Source organism: Mycobacterium kyogaense (assembly GCF_003254575.1).
In the GTDB taxonomy this organism is placed as follows: Bacteria; Actinomycetota; Actinomycetes; order Mycobacteriales; family Mycobacteriaceae; genus Mycobacterium; species Mycobacterium kyogaense.
Window position 1 is genome coordinate 51,090 of the sequence record NZ_QJUA01000012.1, and the last position, 19,318, is coordinate 70,407.

21 protein-coding genes are annotated in these 19,318 nt (G+C 68.8%); 14 read left to right on the plus strand and 7 right to left on the minus strand.

Features of this window, described 5'->3' with window-relative positions:
- The first annotated feature begins 1 nt into the window (after position 1).
- On the plus strand, positions 2-955 hold the full coding sequence (locus DMB80_RS11165; RefSeq protein ID WP_111509969.1) for an ATP-grasp domain-containing protein: 954 nt from the start codon (positions 2-4) through the stop codon (positions 953-955).
- On the opposite strand, the gene DMB80_RS11170 is transcribed toward DMB80_RS11165, so the two are convergent.
- Together DMB80_RS11170 and DMB80_RS11175 are read right to left on the minus strand one after the other, a co-directional pair.
- Positions 890-1,873: a COX15/CtaA family protein gene (locus tag DMB80_RS11170; protein WP_240431126.1), complete on the minus strand. Its 984-nt coding sequence runs from the start codon at positions 1,871-1,873 to the stop codon at positions 890-892. The two genes, DMB80_RS11165 and DMB80_RS11170, sit on opposite strands and share 66 nt — an antisense overlap.
- 21 nt (positions 1,874-1,894) lie before the next feature.
- Positions 1,895-2,482, minus strand: a complete 588-nt coding sequence (locus DMB80_RS11175; RefSeq protein WP_111509970.1) for a TetR/AcrR family transcriptional regulator — start codon at positions 2,480-2,482, stop codon at positions 1,895-1,897.
- A 96-nt stretch (positions 2,483-2,578) separates the two neighbouring features.
- Here DMB80_RS11175 and DMB80_RS11180 point away from each other — a divergent pair, with 96 nt between their 5' ends.
- Positions 2,579-3,220: a hypothetical protein gene (locus tag DMB80_RS11180; protein WP_111509919.1), complete on the plus strand. Its 642-nt coding sequence runs from the start codon at positions 2,579-2,581 to the stop codon at positions 3,218-3,220.
- Here DMB80_RS11180 and DMB80_RS11185 read toward each other — a convergent pair.
- From DMB80_RS11185 to mptB, 3 genes are read right to left on the minus strand one after another with little or no spacing between them, the layout of a single operon-like run.
- On the minus strand, positions 3,188-3,991 hold the full coding sequence (locus DMB80_RS11185) for an ABC transporter permease (protein ID WP_046361943.1): 804 nt from the start codon (positions 3,989-3,991) through the stop codon (positions 3,188-3,190). The two genes, DMB80_RS11180 and DMB80_RS11185, sit on opposite strands and share 33 nt — an antisense overlap.
- Entirely contained in the window at positions 3,988-4,929 is a 942-nt protein-coding gene (locus DMB80_RS11190) for an ABC transporter ATP-binding protein (protein ID WP_046361944.1), read from the minus strand. The genes DMB80_RS11185 and DMB80_RS11190 overlap by 4 nt, the downstream gene beginning before the upstream one ends.
- On the minus strand, positions 4,920-6,587 hold the full coding sequence (mptB, locus tag DMB80_RS11195) for a polyprenol phosphomannose-dependent alpha 1,6 mannosyltransferase MptB (RefSeq protein WP_111509920.1): 1,668 nt from the start codon (positions 6,585-6,587) through the stop codon (positions 4,920-4,922). The genes DMB80_RS11190 and mptB overlap by 10 nt, the downstream gene beginning before the upstream one ends.
- A gap of 48 nt (positions 6,588-6,635) precedes the next feature.
- On the opposite strand from mptB, the gene DMB80_RS11200 reads away from it, so the two are divergent.
- From DMB80_RS11200 to DMB80_RS11230, 7 genes are read left to right on the plus strand one after another with little or no spacing between them, the layout of a single operon-like run.
- Positions 6,636-7,463, plus strand: a complete 828-nt coding sequence (locus DMB80_RS11200; protein WP_111509921.1) for a helix-turn-helix transcriptional regulator — start codon at positions 6,636-6,638, stop codon at positions 7,461-7,463.
- A complete protein-coding gene (sufB, locus tag DMB80_RS11205) occupies positions 7,460-8,899 on the plus strand; it encodes a Fe-S cluster assembly protein SufB (RefSeq protein WP_046361947.1) in 1,440 nt (479 codons plus the stop codon). Before DMB80_RS11200 ends, sufB begins: the two co-directional genes overlap by 4 nt.
- Complete coding sequence (gene sufD, locus DMB80_RS11210; RefSeq protein WP_111509922.1) at positions 8,899-10,068, plus strand: Fe-S cluster assembly protein SufD; 1,170 nt, start codon at positions 8,899-8,901, stop codon at positions 10,066-10,068. The genes sufB and sufD overlap by 1 nt, the downstream gene beginning before the upstream one ends.
- A 2-nt stretch (positions 10,069-10,070) precedes the next feature.
- Complete coding sequence (gene sufC, locus DMB80_RS11215; RefSeq protein WP_111509923.1) at positions 10,071-10,838, plus strand: Fe-S cluster assembly ATPase SufC; 768 nt, start codon at positions 10,071-10,073, stop codon at positions 10,836-10,838.
- A 17-nt stretch (positions 10,839-10,855) separates the two neighbouring features.
- On the plus strand, positions 10,856-12,130 hold the full coding sequence (locus DMB80_RS11220; RefSeq protein ID WP_420812169.1) for a cysteine desulfurase: 1,275 nt from the start codon (positions 10,856-10,858) through the stop codon (positions 12,128-12,130).
- A complete protein-coding gene (sufU, locus tag DMB80_RS11225) occupies positions 12,127-12,594 on the plus strand; it encodes a Fe-S cluster assembly sulfur transfer protein SufU (RefSeq protein ID WP_111509924.1) in 468 nt (155 codons plus the stop codon). The genes DMB80_RS11220 and sufU overlap by 4 nt, the downstream gene beginning before the upstream one ends.
- Entirely contained in the window at positions 12,594-12,935 is a 342-nt protein-coding gene (locus tag DMB80_RS11230) for a metal-sulfur cluster assembly factor (protein ID WP_046361951.1), read from the plus strand. Before sufU ends, DMB80_RS11230 begins: the two co-directional genes overlap by 1 nt.
- Here the strand turns inward: DMB80_RS11230 and DMB80_RS11235 are convergent, their stop codons facing one another.
- Entirely contained in the window at positions 12,936-13,604 is a 669-nt protein-coding gene (locus tag DMB80_RS11235) for a haloacid dehalogenase type II (RefSeq protein ID WP_111509972.1), read from the minus strand. It lies immediately after the preceding gene.
- A gap of 388 nt (positions 13,605-13,992) precedes the next feature.
- Here DMB80_RS11235 and DMB80_RS28540 point away from each other — a divergent pair, with 388 nt between their 5' ends.
- The 5 genes from DMB80_RS28540 (at position 13,993) to DMB80_RS11260 (ending at position 18,746) form a co-directional block, all read left to right on the plus strand.
- Complete coding sequence (locus DMB80_RS28540; RefSeq protein ID WP_240431127.1) at positions 13,993-15,501, plus strand: glycoside hydrolase family 16 protein; 1,509 nt, start codon at positions 13,993-13,995, stop codon at positions 15,499-15,501.
- A gap of 39 nt (positions 15,502-15,540) precedes the next feature.
- Positions 15,541-15,903, plus strand: coding sequence for a thioredoxin (trxA, locus tag DMB80_RS11245; protein WP_111509925.1), 363 nt, complete (start codon positions 15,541-15,543; stop codon positions 15,901-15,903).
- A 32-nt stretch (positions 15,904-15,935) separates the two neighbouring features.
- Positions 15,936-16,748, plus strand: coding sequence for an enoyl-CoA hydratase (locus DMB80_RS11250; protein ID WP_111509926.1), 813 nt, complete (start codon positions 15,936-15,938; stop codon positions 16,746-16,748).
- Between the two features lie 105 nt (positions 16,749-16,853).
- Positions 16,854-18,482 (plus strand): ABC-F family ATP-binding cassette domain-containing protein, encoded by a 1,629-nt coding sequence (locus tag DMB80_RS11255; RefSeq protein WP_046361954.1) that lies wholly within the window; start codon positions 16,854-16,856, stop codon positions 18,480-18,482.
- A gap of 63 nt (positions 18,483-18,545) precedes the next feature.
- Positions 18,546-18,746, plus strand: coding sequence for a helix-turn-helix domain-containing protein (locus DMB80_RS11260; RefSeq protein WP_205538626.1), 201 nt, complete (start codon positions 18,546-18,548; stop codon positions 18,744-18,746).
- Here DMB80_RS11260 and DMB80_RS11265 read toward each other — a convergent pair.
- Entirely contained in the window at positions 18,743-19,318 is a 576-nt protein-coding gene (locus tag DMB80_RS11265) for a TetR/AcrR family transcriptional regulator (protein ID WP_046361955.1), read from the minus strand. The genes DMB80_RS11260 and DMB80_RS11265 overlap by 4 nt on opposite strands.

A 19,318-nucleotide genomic window follows, 5' to 3' on the forward strand; every position in this document is an offset into this window, starting at 1 on the left:
CATGAAGCTCGCCCGCCCCGAGGTGTTCCATCCGCGCATCGTGCTGGCGGGATGTCCTGCGCTACCGGAGGGCGACGGTGACGACGCCGGTCTGGTCGGCGCGCTGCGGACCCGCGGGTTGCACGCCCGGTGGTTGTCCTGGGACGACCCCGCGACGCTGGAGGCCGACGTCGTGATCCTGCGCGCGGCATGGGATTACACCGAGCGGCTCACAGAGTTCCTGGCGTGGACGCGACAGGTGCCCCGGCTGCTCAACAGCCCCGACGTCGTCGCGTGGAACACCGACAAGCGCTATCTGGCGGACCTGGCCGCCGCCGGCGTGGCGACGGTGCGCAGTGCCTTCTTCGGGCCGGGGGAGACGGTGGCGATCCCGCAGGGGGAGGTCGTGGTCAAACCGGCGGTCGGCGCCGGATCGGTGGGCGCGATGCGGTTCCGCGACGCGGACGCGGCGTACGCGCATGCCGTGGCCCTGCAGGCCGACGGACGGACGGCGCTGGTGCAGCCCTACGACGCGCGAGTCGCAGACGGGGAGACCGCGCTGGTGTTCCTGCGCGGTGAGCCGTCACACGCCTTCACCAAGGGGCCGATGCTGCCCGAGCCCGGGCAGGGGCCGACGCTCGACCCGTCCGGCACCTACGCCGAGGAGCGCCTGCAGCTCGCGGACCCCGACGACGAGCTGTGGGAGGTCGGCCACGCGGCGCTGGCCGCCGCAGCGGCTCATCTGGGCATCCGGGTCACCGACCTGCTGTACGCGCGCGTCGACGTGCTGGGCGGGCCCGACGCGCCCGCCCTGCTGGAGCTCGAGTTGGTTGAGCCGTCACTGGGATGGCGTCAGCTCGACGAGCCTGCCCGGAACCGGCAGCAGCGCAGATTCGCGCTGGCGGTCGAGTCAGCTCTCGACGAGCTCGGCTTGGGTCCCCTCGCGAAGGGCCCGTTCGCGCAGCGCCGCCCATAGCGCGGCCGTCGCCGCGGTGCACGCGGCCGCCCCGGCGACGTGGAACGCCACCAGGACCTCGGGAACCCCGGTGGCGAACTGCACGGCACCGAGCAGCCCCTGCGCGGCGACAAGTGCGACCAGCACCGCGAGACGACGCATCACGGGCCGGGTGGCGCGGGCGGCCACCAGGCCGAAACCCAGCCCCACCACCAGCGAGAGGTAGGCCACCAGCAGCGACGAGTGCAGATGGACCAGTGTGGTGATCTCGACCTGCAGCCGCGGCACCGGCCGGTCGATGCTCTTGTCGCCGGCGTGCGGCCCTGCGCCGGTGACCATCGTGCCGGTGATCAGCACCGCGGACAGCGTCATCCCGCACAGGCCGGTCAGCAGGCGCAGGGGCTTGGGTGCGCGCCGCACCAGCACGCCCGTGTCGGGCTGGCCGATCTTGACGTACAGCAGCACGGCGAGCCACACCATCAGCATCGAGGCGAGCAGGTGTACGGCCACCGTCCACCACAGCAACCCGGTGAGCACGGTGATGCCGCCGATCACGGCCTGCAGCACTGTCGACGCCGGCATCAGCCACGCGTAGATCAGCACCTCGCGCCTGCGTCGCGCACGGACGACGACGATGACGGCCGCCGCTGCGGTCAGAACGACGAGGAACGTGATCAACCGGTTGCCGAACTCGACCGCCTGATGGATGACGGGCACCTCGGCATGCGGGACGGGGGTGTAGCTGCCGGGGAAGCACTGCGGCCAGGTCGGGCATCCCAGCCCTGAGGCGGTGACGCGGACGATCGCGCCGGTCACGGCGATGCCGCCCTGGGTGAGGATCACGGCCGCGGCGACGATGCGCTGAACACGCAGGCTCGGTTCGGGAAGGAGATCGACGAGCCGCACGAAGAGTCGTGGCACGAGTCGTCGGCTGGGCACGGTGTCGATGGTAGAGCCCGGCTAACTACGAGCCGTAGTAGGGGCGGTGAGCGGCACCAGCACGTCGTCGACCAGCGTGAGCACGAGCTCGTCGTCGATGGGATCGCCGGTGATCAGCAGGTGGTGCCACAGCACGCTCTGACCGAGTTCGCGGATGACGCCGATGGGGATGTCGGCGCGCACGTCGCCGCGCTCGATACCGCGCTCCAGCAGGGCGGTCACGTCGGCTTTACGGCTCCCGACGACGTCGGCGTAGAACGTCTCGGCCAGCTCGGGGTCGGCCGCCACCGCCATCACTATCGAACGCATCAACGGACCCTGCGGGCCGGCGAACAACTCGGCCCATCCGCGCAGCACAGCCAGCATGTCGGTGCGGAAGGCGCCCGTGTCCGCGGTGGGGATCGACGCGGCCGCGACCTCGATGAGGGTGTCGCGCAGCAGCGCGCGCCGATCACTCCATCGCCGGTAGAGCACCGGCTTGCTGGTGCGCGCGGCCGCGGCGACCGCCTCCATCGTCACGCCGTCAGGGCCGTGTGCGGCCAGCAACTCCATGACGGCCGATCTGATCGCTGCGTCCAGCTCAGCGCCGCGTCGACGTGTGGTGGGCATGATCACACTCGATTCCTTTGAGAAACGCTTGCGTATCTTAATGGCCGATCGTACCGTTCTGCGTAAGAAACGCAAACGTATCTTCGGAGGACGGACATGTACCACCCGACACTTCCCGTGCTGTATCCGCTGCGGCCGATCGACACCGCATCGGTGCAGTTCACCGACTGCGCCCACGGCCGCCGCCGGGTCACGATCGACCACCGGCCCCTCGCCGGGGTGACGCCGGCCATGCTGCTCGACTGGTTCACCCACCTCGACGGCACGATGCGCTATGGCGGGCACGTGGTGGACCGCTATCTGGCCTGGCACCCGACGGACCACATCCGCTGGGAGCTGTGGCGCGCGGCGCCCGGGGGCGGCGCCGGGGAGGGCGCCCGGTTCCACATCGTCGAGGCGTTCGGCGGCGATCCGAGGTTCCGCGTCGACGTCGTCGACCGGGTCGAGAAACTCGACGTCACCGGTATCCGGTTGGTGCAGCGGCTCGTCGGCGTGCCGATCTTCGCGCTCGAACACACGTGGTCGGCGGGCGTCGAGGGCACCCACTACGTCTCCGTGATGGACATCGGTGCGCGCAGCGCGGCGATGGCCCCGGTCAACGCGCTGCTACGCCGACGGTTCCGGCCCGCGATGGTCGAGGCCTGGGTGCGGCACAACATCGAGGAGGTCGGGCAGCTGGAGCACCTGCTGCCGCAGCTGGCGAACTCAGGTGAAGCGGAACCAGCGCAGCGCGCATAAGCCTGCGGCGGCACCCCAGATCGCCAACACCGCAAGGCCGAACCAGTCGACCGAGAGCGTCATCGCACGCGTCAGCGCCTCGGTCAGCGCGCCCGACGGCGTCAGCCTGGCGATCCACGCCACCGCGCGCGGCACGATGCCACCGTCGGTGCCGCCCTCGACCGTCAGCGCGCCCACCCCGGCGAACACGAACCACATCAGGTTCGCCACCGCGAGCACGATCTCGGCCCGCAGGGTGCCGCCGAGCAGCAGGCCCAGAGCGGCGAACACCGCGGTGCCCAGGGCGATGATGACCGCGCCCAGTGCGAGACCGGCCGGGGCGGGCCGCCAGCCCAGGCCGATGCCGATGGCGCCCAGCAGGATCGACTGCAGGAAGACCACCGTCACCACCGCCAGCGATTTGCCGGCGATGATGCCCCACACCGGCAGCGCCGTAGCGCCGAGGCGCTTGAGCGCGCCGTAGCGCCGGTCGAAGGCGACCGCGATGGCCTGCCCGGTGAATGCGGTCGAGATGACCGCCAGCGCCATGATCGCCGGGGTGAACGTCGCGGCCCGGTCCGGGCCGAACGAGCCCAGCGGCAGCAGGGTGAGCCCGATCAGCAGCGTGATCGGGATGAACATGGTCAGCAGCAGCTGCTCGCCGTTGCGGAGCAGCAGCCGCAGTTCCAGCCCGTACTGCGCGGCCAGCATCCGTGGCACCGGCGCGGGCCGCGGATCGGGGGAGAAGGTGCCCTCGGCGAAGCGGTTCGGTGTGTTGCCGGGTGTGTTCACTGCCGCAACTCCCGCCCCGTCACGTCGAGGAACACGTCCTCGAGACTGCGCTGCTCGACACGCATGTCGGTGGCGAGCACGTCGAGGCGGGCGCACCACGCGGTGACGGTCGCCAGCACCTGCGGATCGATACGGCCCTCGATGAGGTACTCCCCGGGGGACGTCTCGGTCGCGCGGTAGCTCTCGGGCAGCGCCGCGATCAGCAGGGAGAGATCCAACATGCGCGGTGCCCGGAACCGCAGCTGGTTCTCGGCGCCACTGCGCATCAGCTCGGCCGGTGTGCCGCCGGCCACGGCCTGACCCCGATCGATGATCAGGATGTGATCGGCCAGTTCCTCGGCCTCGGTGAGTTGGTGGGTGGTCAGCACGACCGTCACGCCGTCGCGGCGGAGGGCATCGATCAGTTCCCACACCACGAGACGCGCATGCGCATCCATGCCCGCCGTCGGCTCGTCGAGGAACACCAGCTCGGGACGGCCGACCACCGCGCACGCCAGCGCGAGGCGCTGCTGCTGCCCGCCGGACAACCGGCGGTAGGTGGTGCGCGCCGAATCGGTCAGCCCCAGTGTGTCCAGCAGCCACGCCGGGTCCAACGGGTTGGCGGCATAGGAGGCCACCAGCCGGAGCATCTCGCCGGCACGCGCAGCGGGATAGGCGCCGCCGCCCTGGAGCATCACCCCGGTCCGCGCCCGGACCTCGGCGTTGTCGGCCACCGGGTCGAGGCCGAGGATCTCGATGCTGCCGGCGTCGGGACGGGCGAAGCCCTCGCACATCTCGACCGTCGTGGTCTTGCCTGCGCCGTTGGGGCCGAGCAGCGCGAAGATCTCCGCGGCGCCCACTTCCAGGTCCAGCTCGGACACTGCCACCGTGGCGCCGTACCGCTTGGTCACGCCACGTAACCGCACTGGCGCGGCGCCGGAACGGGAGGTCACGGAGATTCAGCGTAGGCGTCGGCCTTATCGGCCGCTCCTACCGGCTCGTCGAGGCGCCCCGTCGCGGCCTCCGGCACTGCCCGCCACGGCAGCCACCGGTAGGTCAACGCGATCAGCGCGAGCACGATCACGGTGCTGGCCAGTGTCGCCAGCACGATCTGGAACAGTGCGAAGCGATCGCCGTTGGCGGTGGGTCCGAAGATGCCCACGATCAGCGTGACGGCGATGACCGCGGCCCGAAAGCCCGGCCGGGTGGCCCAGGCGGCCAGCGGGATGATCGCCCACAGCAGGTACCACGGCTGCACCACCGGGAACAGCAGCACGGTGATGCCGAGTGCGACGCCGAGCCCGCCGACGGGGTGCAGCCGGTTTCGCAGCACGGCGAACAGCAGCCAGGTGACGAACATCGCGATCAGGGTCACGCCGATCGCGCGGGTCAGCGCGAGGACGGCGGTGGTGTGATCGCCGAGGCCGAGCAGGATGCCGACCTGTCCGGTGCCCAGCGCCAGCAGCGTCGGCGGTGACATCCAGCTGCGCACCACGTTGGCGGTACCGAGGGTGAACAGCCAGCCGAAGCCCAGACCGCTGGCCCAGCCGATCAACGCCATCACCGCCAGCGACACGACACCGAGCGCGGTGCCGGCCGTCAGGAACGCTTTGACCGTGCCACCCCACCGCGCGGCCAACGCCATCGCGACGAAGCCGAGTGCCAGCAGGCCGGGCAGCTTCACCTGCGAGGACATCGTGATCAGCACCGTCCCGGCCAACATCATGCCGGGGGCGTACCAGCGGTGCCGTTCGGTCGCGCCCGACGCCGCGCCTCTCGGGAAAGCGGAAATGCCGCGCAGCGCGAATTCGGTGCCCGCCAACATCAGGCCGAGCATCAGCGCCTCGTTGTGGATGCCGGCGATCAGGTGCATGAACAGCAGCGGGTTCGTCGCGCCCAGCCACAAGGCGCTGACCTCGGCCACTCCGCAGCGGCGGGCCAACCGCGGAGTGGCCCAAACGATCAGGCCGACGCCCAGCAGCACCATCGCACGGTGGAACAGCACCGCCTCGACGATGTTCTCGCCGGTGATCCGCGAGATGCCGCGGCCGATCCACAGGAACAGCGGCCCGTACGGGGCGGGCGTCTCACGCCAGAGGCTCGGCACCGACAGCGTGAACACGTGATCGAGGCCCAGGCCGGGAGCCGGCCCCACCCGGTAGGGATCGCTGCCCTGCAGGGAGATCTCGCTCTGCGCCAGGTAGGAGTAGACGTCCTTGCTGTACATCGGCGGCGCGATCAGCAGCGGCAGCGCCCACAGGAGCAGCGTGCGGTCCACTTGGCTGCGCGTCATGCGCCGCTTGCCCAGCGCGAACCGCCCGAGCATGAGCCAGGCCAGTGTCATCATCACCGCGCCGGTGGTGGTCATGGTCAGCGAGACCGTCTGGATGCGCGACGGCAGGTTGAGCAGGCGCACGCCGAACGTGGGGTCCTGCACGACGGGTCGCGCGCCGGCGCCCAGTGCGCCGATCGCCATCAGCACGGTGCCGGTCGCGCCGAACAGCCGTGTGCGGTGCAGCGCGACGAGTTCGGCGGGGTCGAGGGGACTGCCGACGGTGCGCTCATCGCCGTGGAGACCGGCGATCGAGGTGCTGAGCGAGTGTCGGCGGGCTGCCACCCAGGCAGCGTAGCGGGCGACTATTCCCGGATCGGTCGCCTCGACCGTGTGAGAAGAATGACGGATCCGATAAGGGTGGCCTTGGTGGACCCGCCCCGGCAATTGCGTCACACTGGTGTTGTGAAAATCCGTCCTGAGGGCACCGTCGTGCCGGCTGAGAAGGCGGCCGCCGTGCCGTCGTCATCGGTCGCCGACGGCGACACCAGGACGGCGATCGTGCGCCTGCTGCTGGAGTCGGGTACGACGACGGCGAGCAGCATCGGCGAGCGGTTGGGCCTGTCGGCAGCCGGGGTGCGCCGTCACTTGGACGCACTGATCGAGGCGGGCGACGCGCAGGCCAAATCGGCGGCCGCCTGGCAGCAGGAGGGCCGCGGCCGGCCGGCCAAGCGCTATCAGTTGACCGCAGCCGGGCGCGCGAAGCTCGAGCACACCTACGACGATCTGGCGTCGGCGGCCATGCGGGCGTTGCGCGAGATCGGCGGGGACGACGCGGTGCACACGTTCGCCCGCCGGCGCATCGACACCATCCTGGCCGGCGTCGCACCCGCGACGACCGATGACGCCGATGACGTCGAGGCCGCGGCGGAACGCGTTGCCGACGCCCTGAGCCGTGCCGGCTACGCGACCACGACCACGCAGGTGCGCGGTCCGCTGGGTGGGGTGCAGATCTGTCAGCACCACTGCCCGGTGTCCCACGTCGCAGAGGAATTCCCCGAACTCTGCGAGGCCGAACAAGAAGCGATGGCCGAGGTGCTGGGCACGCACGTCCAGCGTCTCGCCACCATCGTCAACGGGGATTGTGCCTGCACCACCCACGTTCCGGCGCACAGCCCGCGCCGGAACCCGTCAGCAAGCAAAAGGAGTGTGTCGCAATGACACTCACACCGGAGGTCAAGCCAGAAGCGCTGACCCAGGAGGAGACCATCGCCTCCCTGGGCAAGTACGGCTACGGCTGGTCCGACTCCGACGTCGCGGGCGCCAGCGCCCAGCGCGGGCTCTCGGAGGCGGTGGTGCGCGACATCTCGGCGAAGAAGAGCGAGCCGGAGTGGATGCTCGACGTCCGCCTCAAGGCGTTGCGCACCTTCGACAAGAAGCCGATGCCGAACTGGGGGTCCAACCTCGAGGGCATCGACTTCGACAACATCAAGTACTTCGTGCGCTCCAGTGAGAAGCAGGCCGCCACGTGGGACGATCTGCCGGCCGACATCAAGAACACCTACGACAAGCTCGGCATCCCCGAGGCCGAGAAGCAGCGCCTGGTCTCCGGTGTGGCCGCGCAGTACGAGTCCGAGGTCGTCTACCACTCGATCCGCGAGGATCTCGAGGCCCAGGGCGTCATCTTCCTCGACACCGATTCCGGTCTGCGTGAGCATCCCGAGCTGTTCCGGGAGTACTTCGGCACCGTGATCCCGGCCGGGGACAACAAGTTCTCGGCGCTCAACACCGCGGTGTGGTCCGGCGGGTCGTTCATCTACGTCCCCAAGGGCGTGCACGTCGACATCCCGCTGCAGGCCTACTTCCGCATCAACACCGAGAACATGGGCCAGTTCGAGCGCACGCTGATCATCGTCGACGAGGACGCCTACGTGCACTACGTCGAAGGCTGCACGGCGCCGATCTACAAGAGCGATTCGCTGCACAGCGCGGTCGTCGAGATCATCGTCAAGCCCGGCGGTCGCTGCCGGTACACCACGATCCAAAACTGGTCGAACAACGTCTTCAACCTGGTGACCAAGCGGGCGCGCGCCGAGGCCGGCGCCACCATGGAGTGGGTCGACGGCAACATCGGCTCCAAGGTCACGATGAAGTACCCCGCGGTGTGGATGACCGGTGAGCACGCCAAGGGCGAGGTGCTCTCGGTCGCGTTCGCCGGTGAGGGCCAGCACCAGGACACCGGTGCGAAGATGCTGCACCTGGCGCCCAACACGTCGTCCAACATCGTGTCGAAGTCCGTCGCCCGCGGCGGCGGCCGCGCGTCCTACCGCGGCCTGGTGCAGGTCAACAAGGGCGCCCACGGATCGCGTTCGAGCGTGAAATGCGATGCGCTGCTGGTGGATACGATCAGTCGCTCCGACACCTACCCCTACGTCGACATCCGCGAGGACGACGTCACGATGGGCCACGAGGCGACGGTCTCGAAGGTCAGCGAAGACCAGATGTTCTACCTGATGAGCCGCGGTCTGACCGAGGACGAGGCGATGGCGATGGTGGTGCGCGGCTTCGTCGAGCCGATCGCCAAGGAGCTCCCGATGGAGTACGCGCTGGAGCTCAACCGGCTGATCGAGCTGCAGATGGAAGGCGCGGTCGGCTAGTGGCGAACACCAATCTGACGGCGGCCCTCGAGGGCGCCACCAAGGGCGAGCTGTTCACCTCCTACGACGTCGACGCATTCGAGGTACCCGGCGGTCGCGACGAGATCTGGCGTTTCACCCCGCTGAAGCGGTTGCGCGGCCTGCACGACGGGTCGGCCGCCGCCACGGCAGAGGCCACCGTCGAGGTGACCGGTTCCGATGACGTACGGGTCGAGCGGGTCTCCCGCACCGACGACCGGCTCGGACAAGCCGGCGTGCCTGCCGACCGGGTTGCAGCGCAAGCGTATTCGTCGTTCGAGACGGCGACGCTGATCGAGGTGCCCGCCCAGGCCGTGGTCGCCGATCCGATCGAGGTGGTCATCACCGGACCCGGCGAGGGTGCGACCGCCTACGGCCACCTCCAGATCCTCCTCGGCGAACTGGCCGAAGCGGTCGTGGTGCTCGACCACCGCGGCAGCGGAACCTACGCCGACAACATCGAATTCGTCGTCGGAAACGGCGCGACACTGCGGGTGGTCTCCATCGCGGACTGGGCCGACGACGCAGTGCACGTGAGCACGCATCACGCGACACTGGGCCGCGACGCCGTGCTTCGGCACGCGGCGGTCACCCTGGGTGGCGACGTGGTGCGGTTGACGGGCCGCGTGCGCTACACCGCGCCCGGCGGCGACGCCGAACTGCTCGGCCTGTACTTCGCCGACGACGGCCAGCACTTCGAATCCCGGCTGCTCGTCGACCATGCGCAGCCCAACTGCCGCTCCAACGTGACGTACAAGGGTGCGCTGCAGGGGGATCCGGAGTCGAAGCGACCCGACACCCACACGGTGTGGGTGGGCGACGTGCTGATCCGCGCCGAAGCCACCGGCACCGACACCTTCGAGCTGAACCGCAACCTGGTGCTCACCGACGGCGCACGCGCCGACTCGGTGCCCAACCTCGAGATCGAGACCGGCGAGATCGTCGGCGCCGGCCACGCCAGCGCCACTGGCCGTTTCGACGACGAGCAACTGTTCTACCTGCGTGCCCGCGGCATTCCCGAAGAGCAGGCCCGCCGCCTGGTGGTCCGCGGCTTCTTCCACGAGATCATCGCCAAGATCTCCGTCCCCGCCGTGCGGGACCGCCTGACCGACGCCATCGAACGCGAACTCGCGATTACCGAGAAGAGTTGACCATGACCACACTGGACATCAAAGATCTGCACGTCTCGGTGAACACCCCCGAGGGCGAAGAGATCCCGATCCTCAAGGGTGTCGACCTGACCGTGAAGTCGGGGGAGACGCATGCGGTGATGGGCCCCAACGGGTCCGGTAAGTCGACGCTGTCCTACGCGATCGCCGGGCACCCGAAGTACACCGTGACCGGCGGCTCGATCACCCTCGACGGCGAGGACGTGCTCGAGATGAGCGTCGACGAGCGCGCTCGCGCCGGCCTGTTCCTGGCCATGCAGTACCCGGTCGAGGTGCCGGGGGTGTCGATGTCGAACTTCCTGCGCACCGCCGCGACCGCGGTGCGGGGTGAGGCGCCGAAGCTGCGGCACTGGGTCAAAGAGGTCAAGGGTGCGATGACCGATCTCGGCATCGACCCGTCGTTCGGCGAGCGCAGCGTCAACGAGGGCTTCTCCGGCGGTGAGAAGAAACGCCACGAGATCCTCCAGCTCGGTCTGCTCAAGCCCAAGATCGCGATCCTCGACGAGACCGACTCCGGTCTGGACGTCGATGCGCTGCGGGTGGTCAGCGAGGGCGTGAACCGCTACGCGGAGGCCGAGAACGGCGGCGTCTTGCTGATCACGCACTACACCCGCATCCTGCGCTACATCCAGCCGCAGTTCGTCCACGTGTTCGTCGGCGGCCGAATCGTCGAATCGGGCGGGCCCGAGCTCGCCGACGAACTGGAAGCGAACGGCTACGAGCGCTTCACCCAGGCCGCCGCGGGGGCGTGACCGTGACGGCTGCGCGAGTGCTCGATGCGGCCGAACTGGCCAGAGTCCGGGCTGATTTCCCGATCCTGTCGCGGGTCATGCGCGGCGGTAACCAGCTGGCGTACCTGGACTCCGGCGCGACGTCGCAGAAGCCGTTGTGCGTGCTCGACGCCGAGCGGGAGTTCCTGCTCACCTCCAACGGTGCGGTGCACCGAGGCGCCCACCAGCTGATGGAGGAGGCGACCGACGCCTACGAACAGGGCCGCGAGGACATCGCGGCGTTCGTCGGCGCCGACACCGACGAGCTGGTGTTCACCAAGAACGCCACCGAAGCCATCAACGTCGTGGCCTATGCGTTGGGGGATCGGCGGTTCGACCGGGTCGTCGGCCCGGGAGACGTCATCGTCACCACCGAGCTCGAGCATCACGCGAACCTGGTGCCCTGGCAGGAGCTGGCGCAGCGCACCGGCGCGACGCTGCGCTGGTATGGGATCACCGAAGAAGGCCGCATCGACCTGGATTCGCTGCAGCTCGATGAGCGCGTGAAAATCGTTGCCTTCAGCCATCATTCGAACGTCACCGGGGCCGTCGCGCCGGTCGAGGAGCTGGTGGCCCGGGCGCGTGCGGTGGGCGCACTGGTGCTGCTGGACGCCTGCCAGTCGGTACCGCACCAGCCCGTCGATCTCCATGCCCTCGACGTCGACTTCGCGGCGTTCTCCGGGCACAAGATGCTCGGACCCACCGGCATCGGTGTGCTGTACGGCAAGCGTGCGCTGCTCGACGCGATGCCTCCGGTGCTGACCGGCGGCTCGATGATCGAGACGGTCACGATGGAGGCCACCACGTTCGCGCCCGCACCGCAGCGCTTCGAGGCGGGCACCCCGATGACCTCGCAGGTCGTCGGATTGGCCGCCGCCGCACGCTATCTCGACGGGCTGGGCATGCCTGCCGTCGAGGACCACGAACGCGAACTGGTTGTGGCTGCCTTGGCCGGGCTCTCGGAGATCGACGGTGTCCGGGTGATCGGCCCGACCACGATGGCCGACCGCGGCTCGCCGGTGTCGTTCGTGGTCGACGGCGTGCACGCCCACGATGTGGGCCAGGTGCTCGACGACGACGGGGTGGCCGTGCGCGTGGGACATCACTGCGCGTGGCCGCTGCACCGTCGGTTCGGCATCGCCGCGACGGCCCGCGCCTCGTTCGCCGTCTACAACACCGCCGAGGAAGTGGACCGGTTGGTGGCGGGCGTGCGCCGCGCCGTGGAGTTCTTCGATCCGGCGGGCAGGAGCGAAGCGACCGGGGGTCGTTCGTGAGACTCGAGCAGATCTACCAGGAAGTGATCCTGGACCACTACAAGCACCCGCACCACCGCGGCCTGCGGGAGCCGTTCGCGGCGCAGGTGCACCACGTCAATCCGACGTGTGGCGACGAGGTGACGTTGCGCGTCGCCCTGTCCGACGACGGGGAGACGGTCACCGACATCTCCTACGACGGGCAGGGCTGCTCGATCAGCCAGGCCTCGACCTCGGTGTTGACCGATCAGGTGATCGGCCAGACTGTCGGGGACGCGCTCAAGACGGTGGCGGCCTTCTCGGAGATGGTGTCGTCGCGGGGCACGATCGACGGGGACGAGGACGTGCTGGGCGACGGCGTCGCATTCGCCGGTGTCGCCAAGTATCCGGCGCGGGTGAAATGCGCGCTGCTGGGGTGGACCGCTTTCAAAGCAGCGCTGGCGCAGGCGCATGGACCCGATGAGACTTCTGCGGAGGAGAACTGATGAGTGACGCACCGACCGAAGAACAGCTCGCCGACATCGAAGAGGCGATGCGTGATGTCGTCGACCCCGAACTCGGCATCAACGTCGTGGACCTCGGTTTGGTCTACGGCGTCAACGTGGAGAAGGGCGAGCAGGGCGATGTCGCGCTGATCGACATGACCCTGACCTCGGCGGCCTGCCCGCTGACCGACGTGATCGAAGACCAGTCCCGCACGGCTCTCGTCGGCGCCGGCCTGGTCAACGAGTTGCGCATCAACTGGGTGTGGAACCCGCCGTGGGGCCCGGACAAGATCACCGAGGACGGTCGCGAGCAACTGCGCGCCCTGGGCTTCACCGTCTGATCAGTCGAGCTGGCGGGCCAGGTCGACCAGGTCGGCGGCGACGACGGTCGGAAGCGGCAGCGTCGGAATGACGGCATTGCCGGGCCGGGCCACGAACGCCCCGGACATCCCGGCGCTCTGTGCGCCGATCGTGTCCCAGACGTGCGCGGCCACCATCATGCATTCAGTGGGTGCAACGCCGAGGTCGGCGGCCACCTGCTCGTACAGGCGGGTGGCCGGTTTGAACATGCGGTAGGTGTCGACACTGAACTGCCGCTCGATGAAGTCACCCAGGCCGGCCCGCTCCAGCGGACTCGGCGCACGGGTGACCGACGGTGAATTCGTCAACGTCACCAGCCGGTAGCCGCGGTCGCGCAGCTCGGCGAGACCGTCGGCGACATCGTCGTGCGCGGGCATCGAGCGCAGGGCTTCCCCGACCCGCTGCCAGTCGTCGTCGGTGATGGGCACTCCGTGGACGCCACCGACCATGTGCAGGACCCCGCGGGCGAGGGCGAAAAAGTCGGTGTAGCTCCCGGCAAGACTGGCCGTCATCGAGTACAGGATCAACTGCGCGAACCACTCACGCAGTACCCGCCGGTCACCGAACAGATCCTCGAACGTGGGCGCCAGCGCCTCGATGTCGAGCAGCGTCTCGTTGACGTCGAAGATCAGTACACGGGGAGTGGGCATGGGTCTCATCATCCGCCATGCTCTCCTGATCTTGCCGTCGTCGATGCGGCTATGGCGCCACTGGCCCATGGCACCGTCCCGACCATGCACATTCGCAGATCTCCGAGGATCGAGCGAATATTCACAGCTACGCCACAAATGCATTCTCGGGGATCTCCGAGAGCGTTCGAAATGTGACGATTCTGGGCGTCATCCGAAATTGTCGAGAAAGCGTGCAACTCCCGTACGCGTTATGTATAACGTTTGCTGAGCACCGGGGATTCGCTCGCTAGCATGGTCTGAACTGCACTTAGTTACAGTTCTGTGGTTCGCTGGTCATTCCTCTGCTGTGGTGTTCACTTTGCTTCGCCTTTCGTTAACTGTCTCGGCAAGAGAAATGAGTTCGGTGATGCAATCCACGCAGCGCACGGGAACAACGGCGCTCAGCGGCAAACACTTTCTCGCCGGAGGCATCGTCGCGGCCGGGCTGATGGCGGCGGGAGTCGCCGGGGCGGGCTCCGCTGGCGCAGCCCCGGACGATCCCGGTTCGGCCGCACACTCGGCGGCGGCAGCCGACTCGGCCTCAGCGGGTGCGGTGAGCAGACCGTCCCGCCTGTCTCCGCGTGGACAGGCCCGGAAATCCGAGGAGCGCGAGGTGGACGCGCCCCAGCGCCGAGTCGAGCGCCCCCGCGCCGACTCGGACGAGACGGCGGGGGAGGACAGCCGCCCGCAGCGACGCGACCGCACCCCCCGCGCGGACCGTGCGACCACCGCAGCGGAGCGCCCGTCCCGCACAGTCAAGTCGTCGACCCCGGAAGAGGCCCCGGACGCAGCCCCGAAAACGGGCGAGGTCACCGTCGCCCCCGCGACGCTCACGTCAGCGCGCACCTCGGTCACGGCGAGCAGCACCACACCCGACGCCGTGCTGCTCGCCGCCGCGACGAGCACCAGGGTGACCGTCGGATCGATGATCGTGGACAAGCTCTACGCCGTCGGAATCCGCAGCCGCAAGATGGGCACGGACTGGCTCGACATCCCGGTGTCGGCGGCGAAGGCGGACAAATGGCTGGTGCGCCGCCAGGACATCTACCGCGACGTGCTGAACAGCCAGCCGTCGGGTCCGCCCGTCGGTCAACCCCCCGGGACCTCGCAGCCAAAACTGCTGTGGGAGACGAATTTCAGCAGCCGGGAGGAAGCGCTGAAGTACTGGGGTTCACAGACCGGGCGTTGGGGCCAGTCGGCGGGCGAGAACCAGTACTACACCGACGGCAACAACATCGTCGTCGACGCCGACGGGAACCTCGTCATCCAGGTCCGCCGGGAACGCACACCGGACGGGCTCGGCGCTCCCTACAACTACACCTCGGCCCGCGTCGTGACCTACGGCAAGCAGTCGATCGGCGTCGGCACCCGCGTCGAGGCCCGCATCCAGGTGCCGCCGGACTCGGGTCTGCTGCCGGCGTTCTGGACCGTCGGCCTGGAACCCGGTCACGAGTTCGACTGGCCACGCCAGGGCGAGATCGACATCATGGAAATCCCCGGCTTCGGCACTCCCGCCTCACGGAGCACCTGGACCGGCAACATCCACGGCCCCGCCAAGGGCAACAACGGCGTCGACGTGAAGATGGACAACATCGACGCCGACCTGGGCGTCGACCTGTCGGCAGGGTTCCACACCTACGGCATGGACTGGTACGCCGACCGCATCATCTGGCGGGTCGACGGTGTCGAGGTGGGCCGGGTGACGAAAGCGGAGTACGAGGCGCGGGGCGGTGACTGGACGCCGTTCTCCGGGAAATGGGAGCACTACCTGATCCTCAACGTCGCCGTGGGCAACCCCTGGACCGGCGACCCCAGCGCCTCGGTCCCGATGAACGCCGAGATGAAGGTCGACTGGGTCCGCGCCTACCAACTCTGACAGGGGAACACAGGCCCGGCGTTCGACGTTGACGTCAACATGGCCACGAAAGACATCACCGCCGAAGAGTTCAACGCTACCATCACCGAGAACGACATCGTTCTGGTCGATTTCTGGGCGTCCTGGTGCGGGCCGTGTCGCGCCTTCGCCCCGACGTTCACAGCGTCGTCGGAGAAGCACCCCGACGTCGTCTACGCCAAGGTGGACACGGAGGCCGAACAGGATCTCGCCGCGGCCGCCGACATCCGCTCGATCCCGACGTTGATGGCCTTCAAGAAGGGCAAGCTGGTGTTCAACCAGGCGGGTGCGCTGCCGCCTGCGGCGCTGGAAGACCTGATCCAGAAGGTCAAAGAATTCGACATCGACGCCGCAATGGCCGCCCAGGACGACGGCCAGGCCTGATGCCGCGGGGCCGCGCCGGATAGCCTGCTGGCGTGGCTGAGTTCGTCCTCGTCGACACCCCCCGTCCGCACGTTGCGCTGGTGACCCTGAACCGGCCGGAGCGGATGAACTCGATGGCGTTCGACGTCATGGTGCCGCTCAAAGCGGTCCTCGACGAACTGAGCCATGACAACGACGTCCGCGCCGTCGTCCTCACCGGTGCCGGCCGTGGCTTCTCGTCGGGGGCCGACCACAAGTCGGCCGGGTCCGTGCCGCATGTCGACGGGCTCACTCGGCCCAGCTTCGGCCTGCGGTCCATGGAACTGCTCGACGACGTGATCCTGGGCATGCGCAAGCTGCACCAACCGGTGATCGCCGCGGTCAACGGTGCCGCGATCGGCGGCGGCCTGTGCCTGGCGTTGGCCGCCGACATCCGGGTCGCCTCGACGGAGGCGTACTTCCGCGCCGCGGGCATCAACAACGGGCTGACCGCCTCCGAGCTGGGCCTGAGCTATCTCCTGCCGCGCGCGATCGGATCGTCGCGGGCCTTCGAGATCATGCTGACCGGCCGCGACGTCAGTGCCGACGAGGCCGAGCGGATCGGGCTGGTCTCGCGGCAGGTGGCCCCCCAGGATCTCCTGGACACGTGCTTCGACCTGGCCGAGCGCATCGCCGGGTTCTCCCGGCCCGGGACAGAACTCACCAAGCGCACCCTGTGGAGCGGGCTCGACGCCGGCTCCCTCGAAGCTCATATGCAGGCAGAGGGCCTCGGTCAGCTCTACATCCGGCTGCTGACCGGCAACTTCGAGGAAGCGGTCGCGGCGCGCAAGGAGAACCGTGCGGCCGTCTTCACCGACGACAAGTAACGATTGGCGGCAGGGCGGCCGCTGCCATTAGCCTGGTAGGGCAATCGCGGCAGCGGTGTCACCCTGCTCGTCTTCAGCTGCCCATTCACATTCAGGAGTCTCAGCGTGATCACCGCAACGGACCTCGAGGTCCGCGCCGGAGCGCGCACGCTTCTCGCCATCGAAGGGTCGGCGCTGCGCGTGCAGCCGGGCGACCGGATCGGTCTGGTCGGCCGCAACGGTGCGGGCAAGACCACCACGATGCGCATCCTGGCCGGTGAAGGTGAGCCGTACGCCGGCACGATCACCCGCACCGGAGAGATCGGCTACCTGCCGCAGGACCCCAAAGAGGGTGACCTCGACCAGCTCGCCCGCGACCGGGTGCTCTCGGCGCGCGGGCTGGACACGCTGCTGTCCGACCTGGAGAAGCAGCAGGCGCTGATGGCCGAGGTGGCCGACGACAAGGCCCGCGACAAAGCGGTGCGCCGGTACGGCGAACTCGAGGAGCGCTTCGCCGCCCTGGGCGGATACGCCGCCGAGAGTGAGGCGGGCCGGATCTGCGCGAGCCTCGGTCTGCCCGATCGCGTGCTCACCCAGCCGCTGCGCACCCTCTCCGGCGGCCAGCGGCGACGCGTCGAACTCGCGCGCATCCTGTTCGCCGCGTCAGACACCGGTTCCGGCTCGGCGACGACGCTCCTGCTCGACGAACCGACCAACCACCTCGACGCCGACTCGATCACCTGGCTGCGATCGTTCCTGCAGAACCACGCCGGCGGGCTCGTCGTGATCAGCCACGACGTCGGCCTGCTCGCCGACGTCGTCAACCGCGTGTGGTTCCTCGACGCGGTGCGCGGCGAGGCTGACGTCTACAACATGGGCTGGCAGAAGTATCTCGACGCCCGCGCGACCGACGAGCAGCGCCGCCGTCGCGAACGCGCCAACGCCGAGAAGAAGGCGAGCGCGCTGCGCGCCCAGGCCGCCAAGATGGGCGCCAAGGCGACCAAGGCCGTCGCCGCACAGAACATGCTCAAACGGGCCGACCGCATGCTGGCCGCCCTCGACGACGAACGCGTCGCCGACAAGGTGGCCCGCATCAAGTTCCCCACTCCCGCGCCGTGCGGAAAGACCCCGCTGATCGCCAAGGGCCTGACCAAGACCTACGGATCGCTGGAGATCTTCACCGGCCTTGACCTGGCCATCGACCGCGGCTCCCGCGTGGTCGTGCTCGGGCTCAACGGCGCGGGCAAGACCACGCTGCTGCGGCTGCTCGCGGGCGTGGAGAAATCCGATGCGGGCGGGTTGGAACCAGGGCACGGGCTCAAGATCGGGTACTTCGCCCAGGAGCACGACACCCTCGACAACATGGCCTCGGTGTGGGAGAACATCCGCCACGCCGCCCCCGACACCGGCGAGCAGGATCTGCGCGGCTTGCTCGGCGCGTTCATGTTCACCGGCCCGCAACTCGAACAGCCCGCCGGCACGCTGTCCGGCGGTGAGAAGACCCGGCTGGCCCTGGCCGGCCTGGTCGCCTCCACCGCCAACGTGCTCCTCCTCGACGAGCCGACCAACAACCTGGACCCGGCCTCGCGCGAGCAGGTGCTCGACGCGCTGCGCAGCTACGAGGGCTCGGTGGTGCTGGTGACCCACGATCCCGGGGCCGCCGAGGCGCTGGATCCGCAGCGGGTGCTGCTCCTGCCGGACGGCACCGAGGACTTCTGGTCCGACGATTACCGAGAGCTCATCGAACTCGCCTGATCGTCAGATTCAAGCCCCCTGGGCCCGGGTATGCGATTGCCGCACAACCTTGGAGGGGCGTCGATGAAGAAGAGCGTGAAAGACATCCGAGCGAACCGGGACCAACTCATCACCGAGTTGCGCACCGCCTACGAGGGGGGCGCCAGCATCCGGACCCTGGTGGCCTCCACCGGTCACTCCTACGGTTCGGTGCACAGCATGCTGCGCGAAGCCGGCGCCACCATGCGCAGCCGCGGTGGCCCCAACCACCGAGGTAGACGCTAGGACTGGCCGGCCTGCTGGCGCACCGACTCCTCGACCATGTCGAGCACAGCGCTCAGCCGCTGTGGATCGTCACCGGAGGCCAAGCGTGCCACCAGGCCGTCGAGCACCAACTCCAGGTAGGTGCGCAACACCTCACCCGGCACATCGTCACGCAGCCGGCCCGCCTGCTTCTGGCGGCGCAACCGTTCGCTGGTCGCAGCGGACAACTCGGCTGATCGTTCGGCCCAGCCGCGGCTGAACGCCGGATCGTTGCGCAGCTTGCGGGCGATCTCCAACCGCGTTGCCAACCAATCGAATTGGTCGGGCGCGGCCAACATGTCGCGCATCACCTGGATCAAACCCTCGCGCGCCGCCACCTCGGCCATCCGCTCCGCGTCCTCACGCGCCAGTTCGAAGAACAGCGTGTCCTTGTCGCGGAAGTGGTGGAAGATGGCGCCGCGCGAGAGCCCGATCGTCTGCTCGAGCCGCCGCACCGTGGCACGGTCGTAGCCGTACTCGGCGAAGCACCGGCGGGCGCCGTCGAGGATCTGGCGACGGCGCGCCGCCAGATGATCGTCGGTCACCCTCGGCAT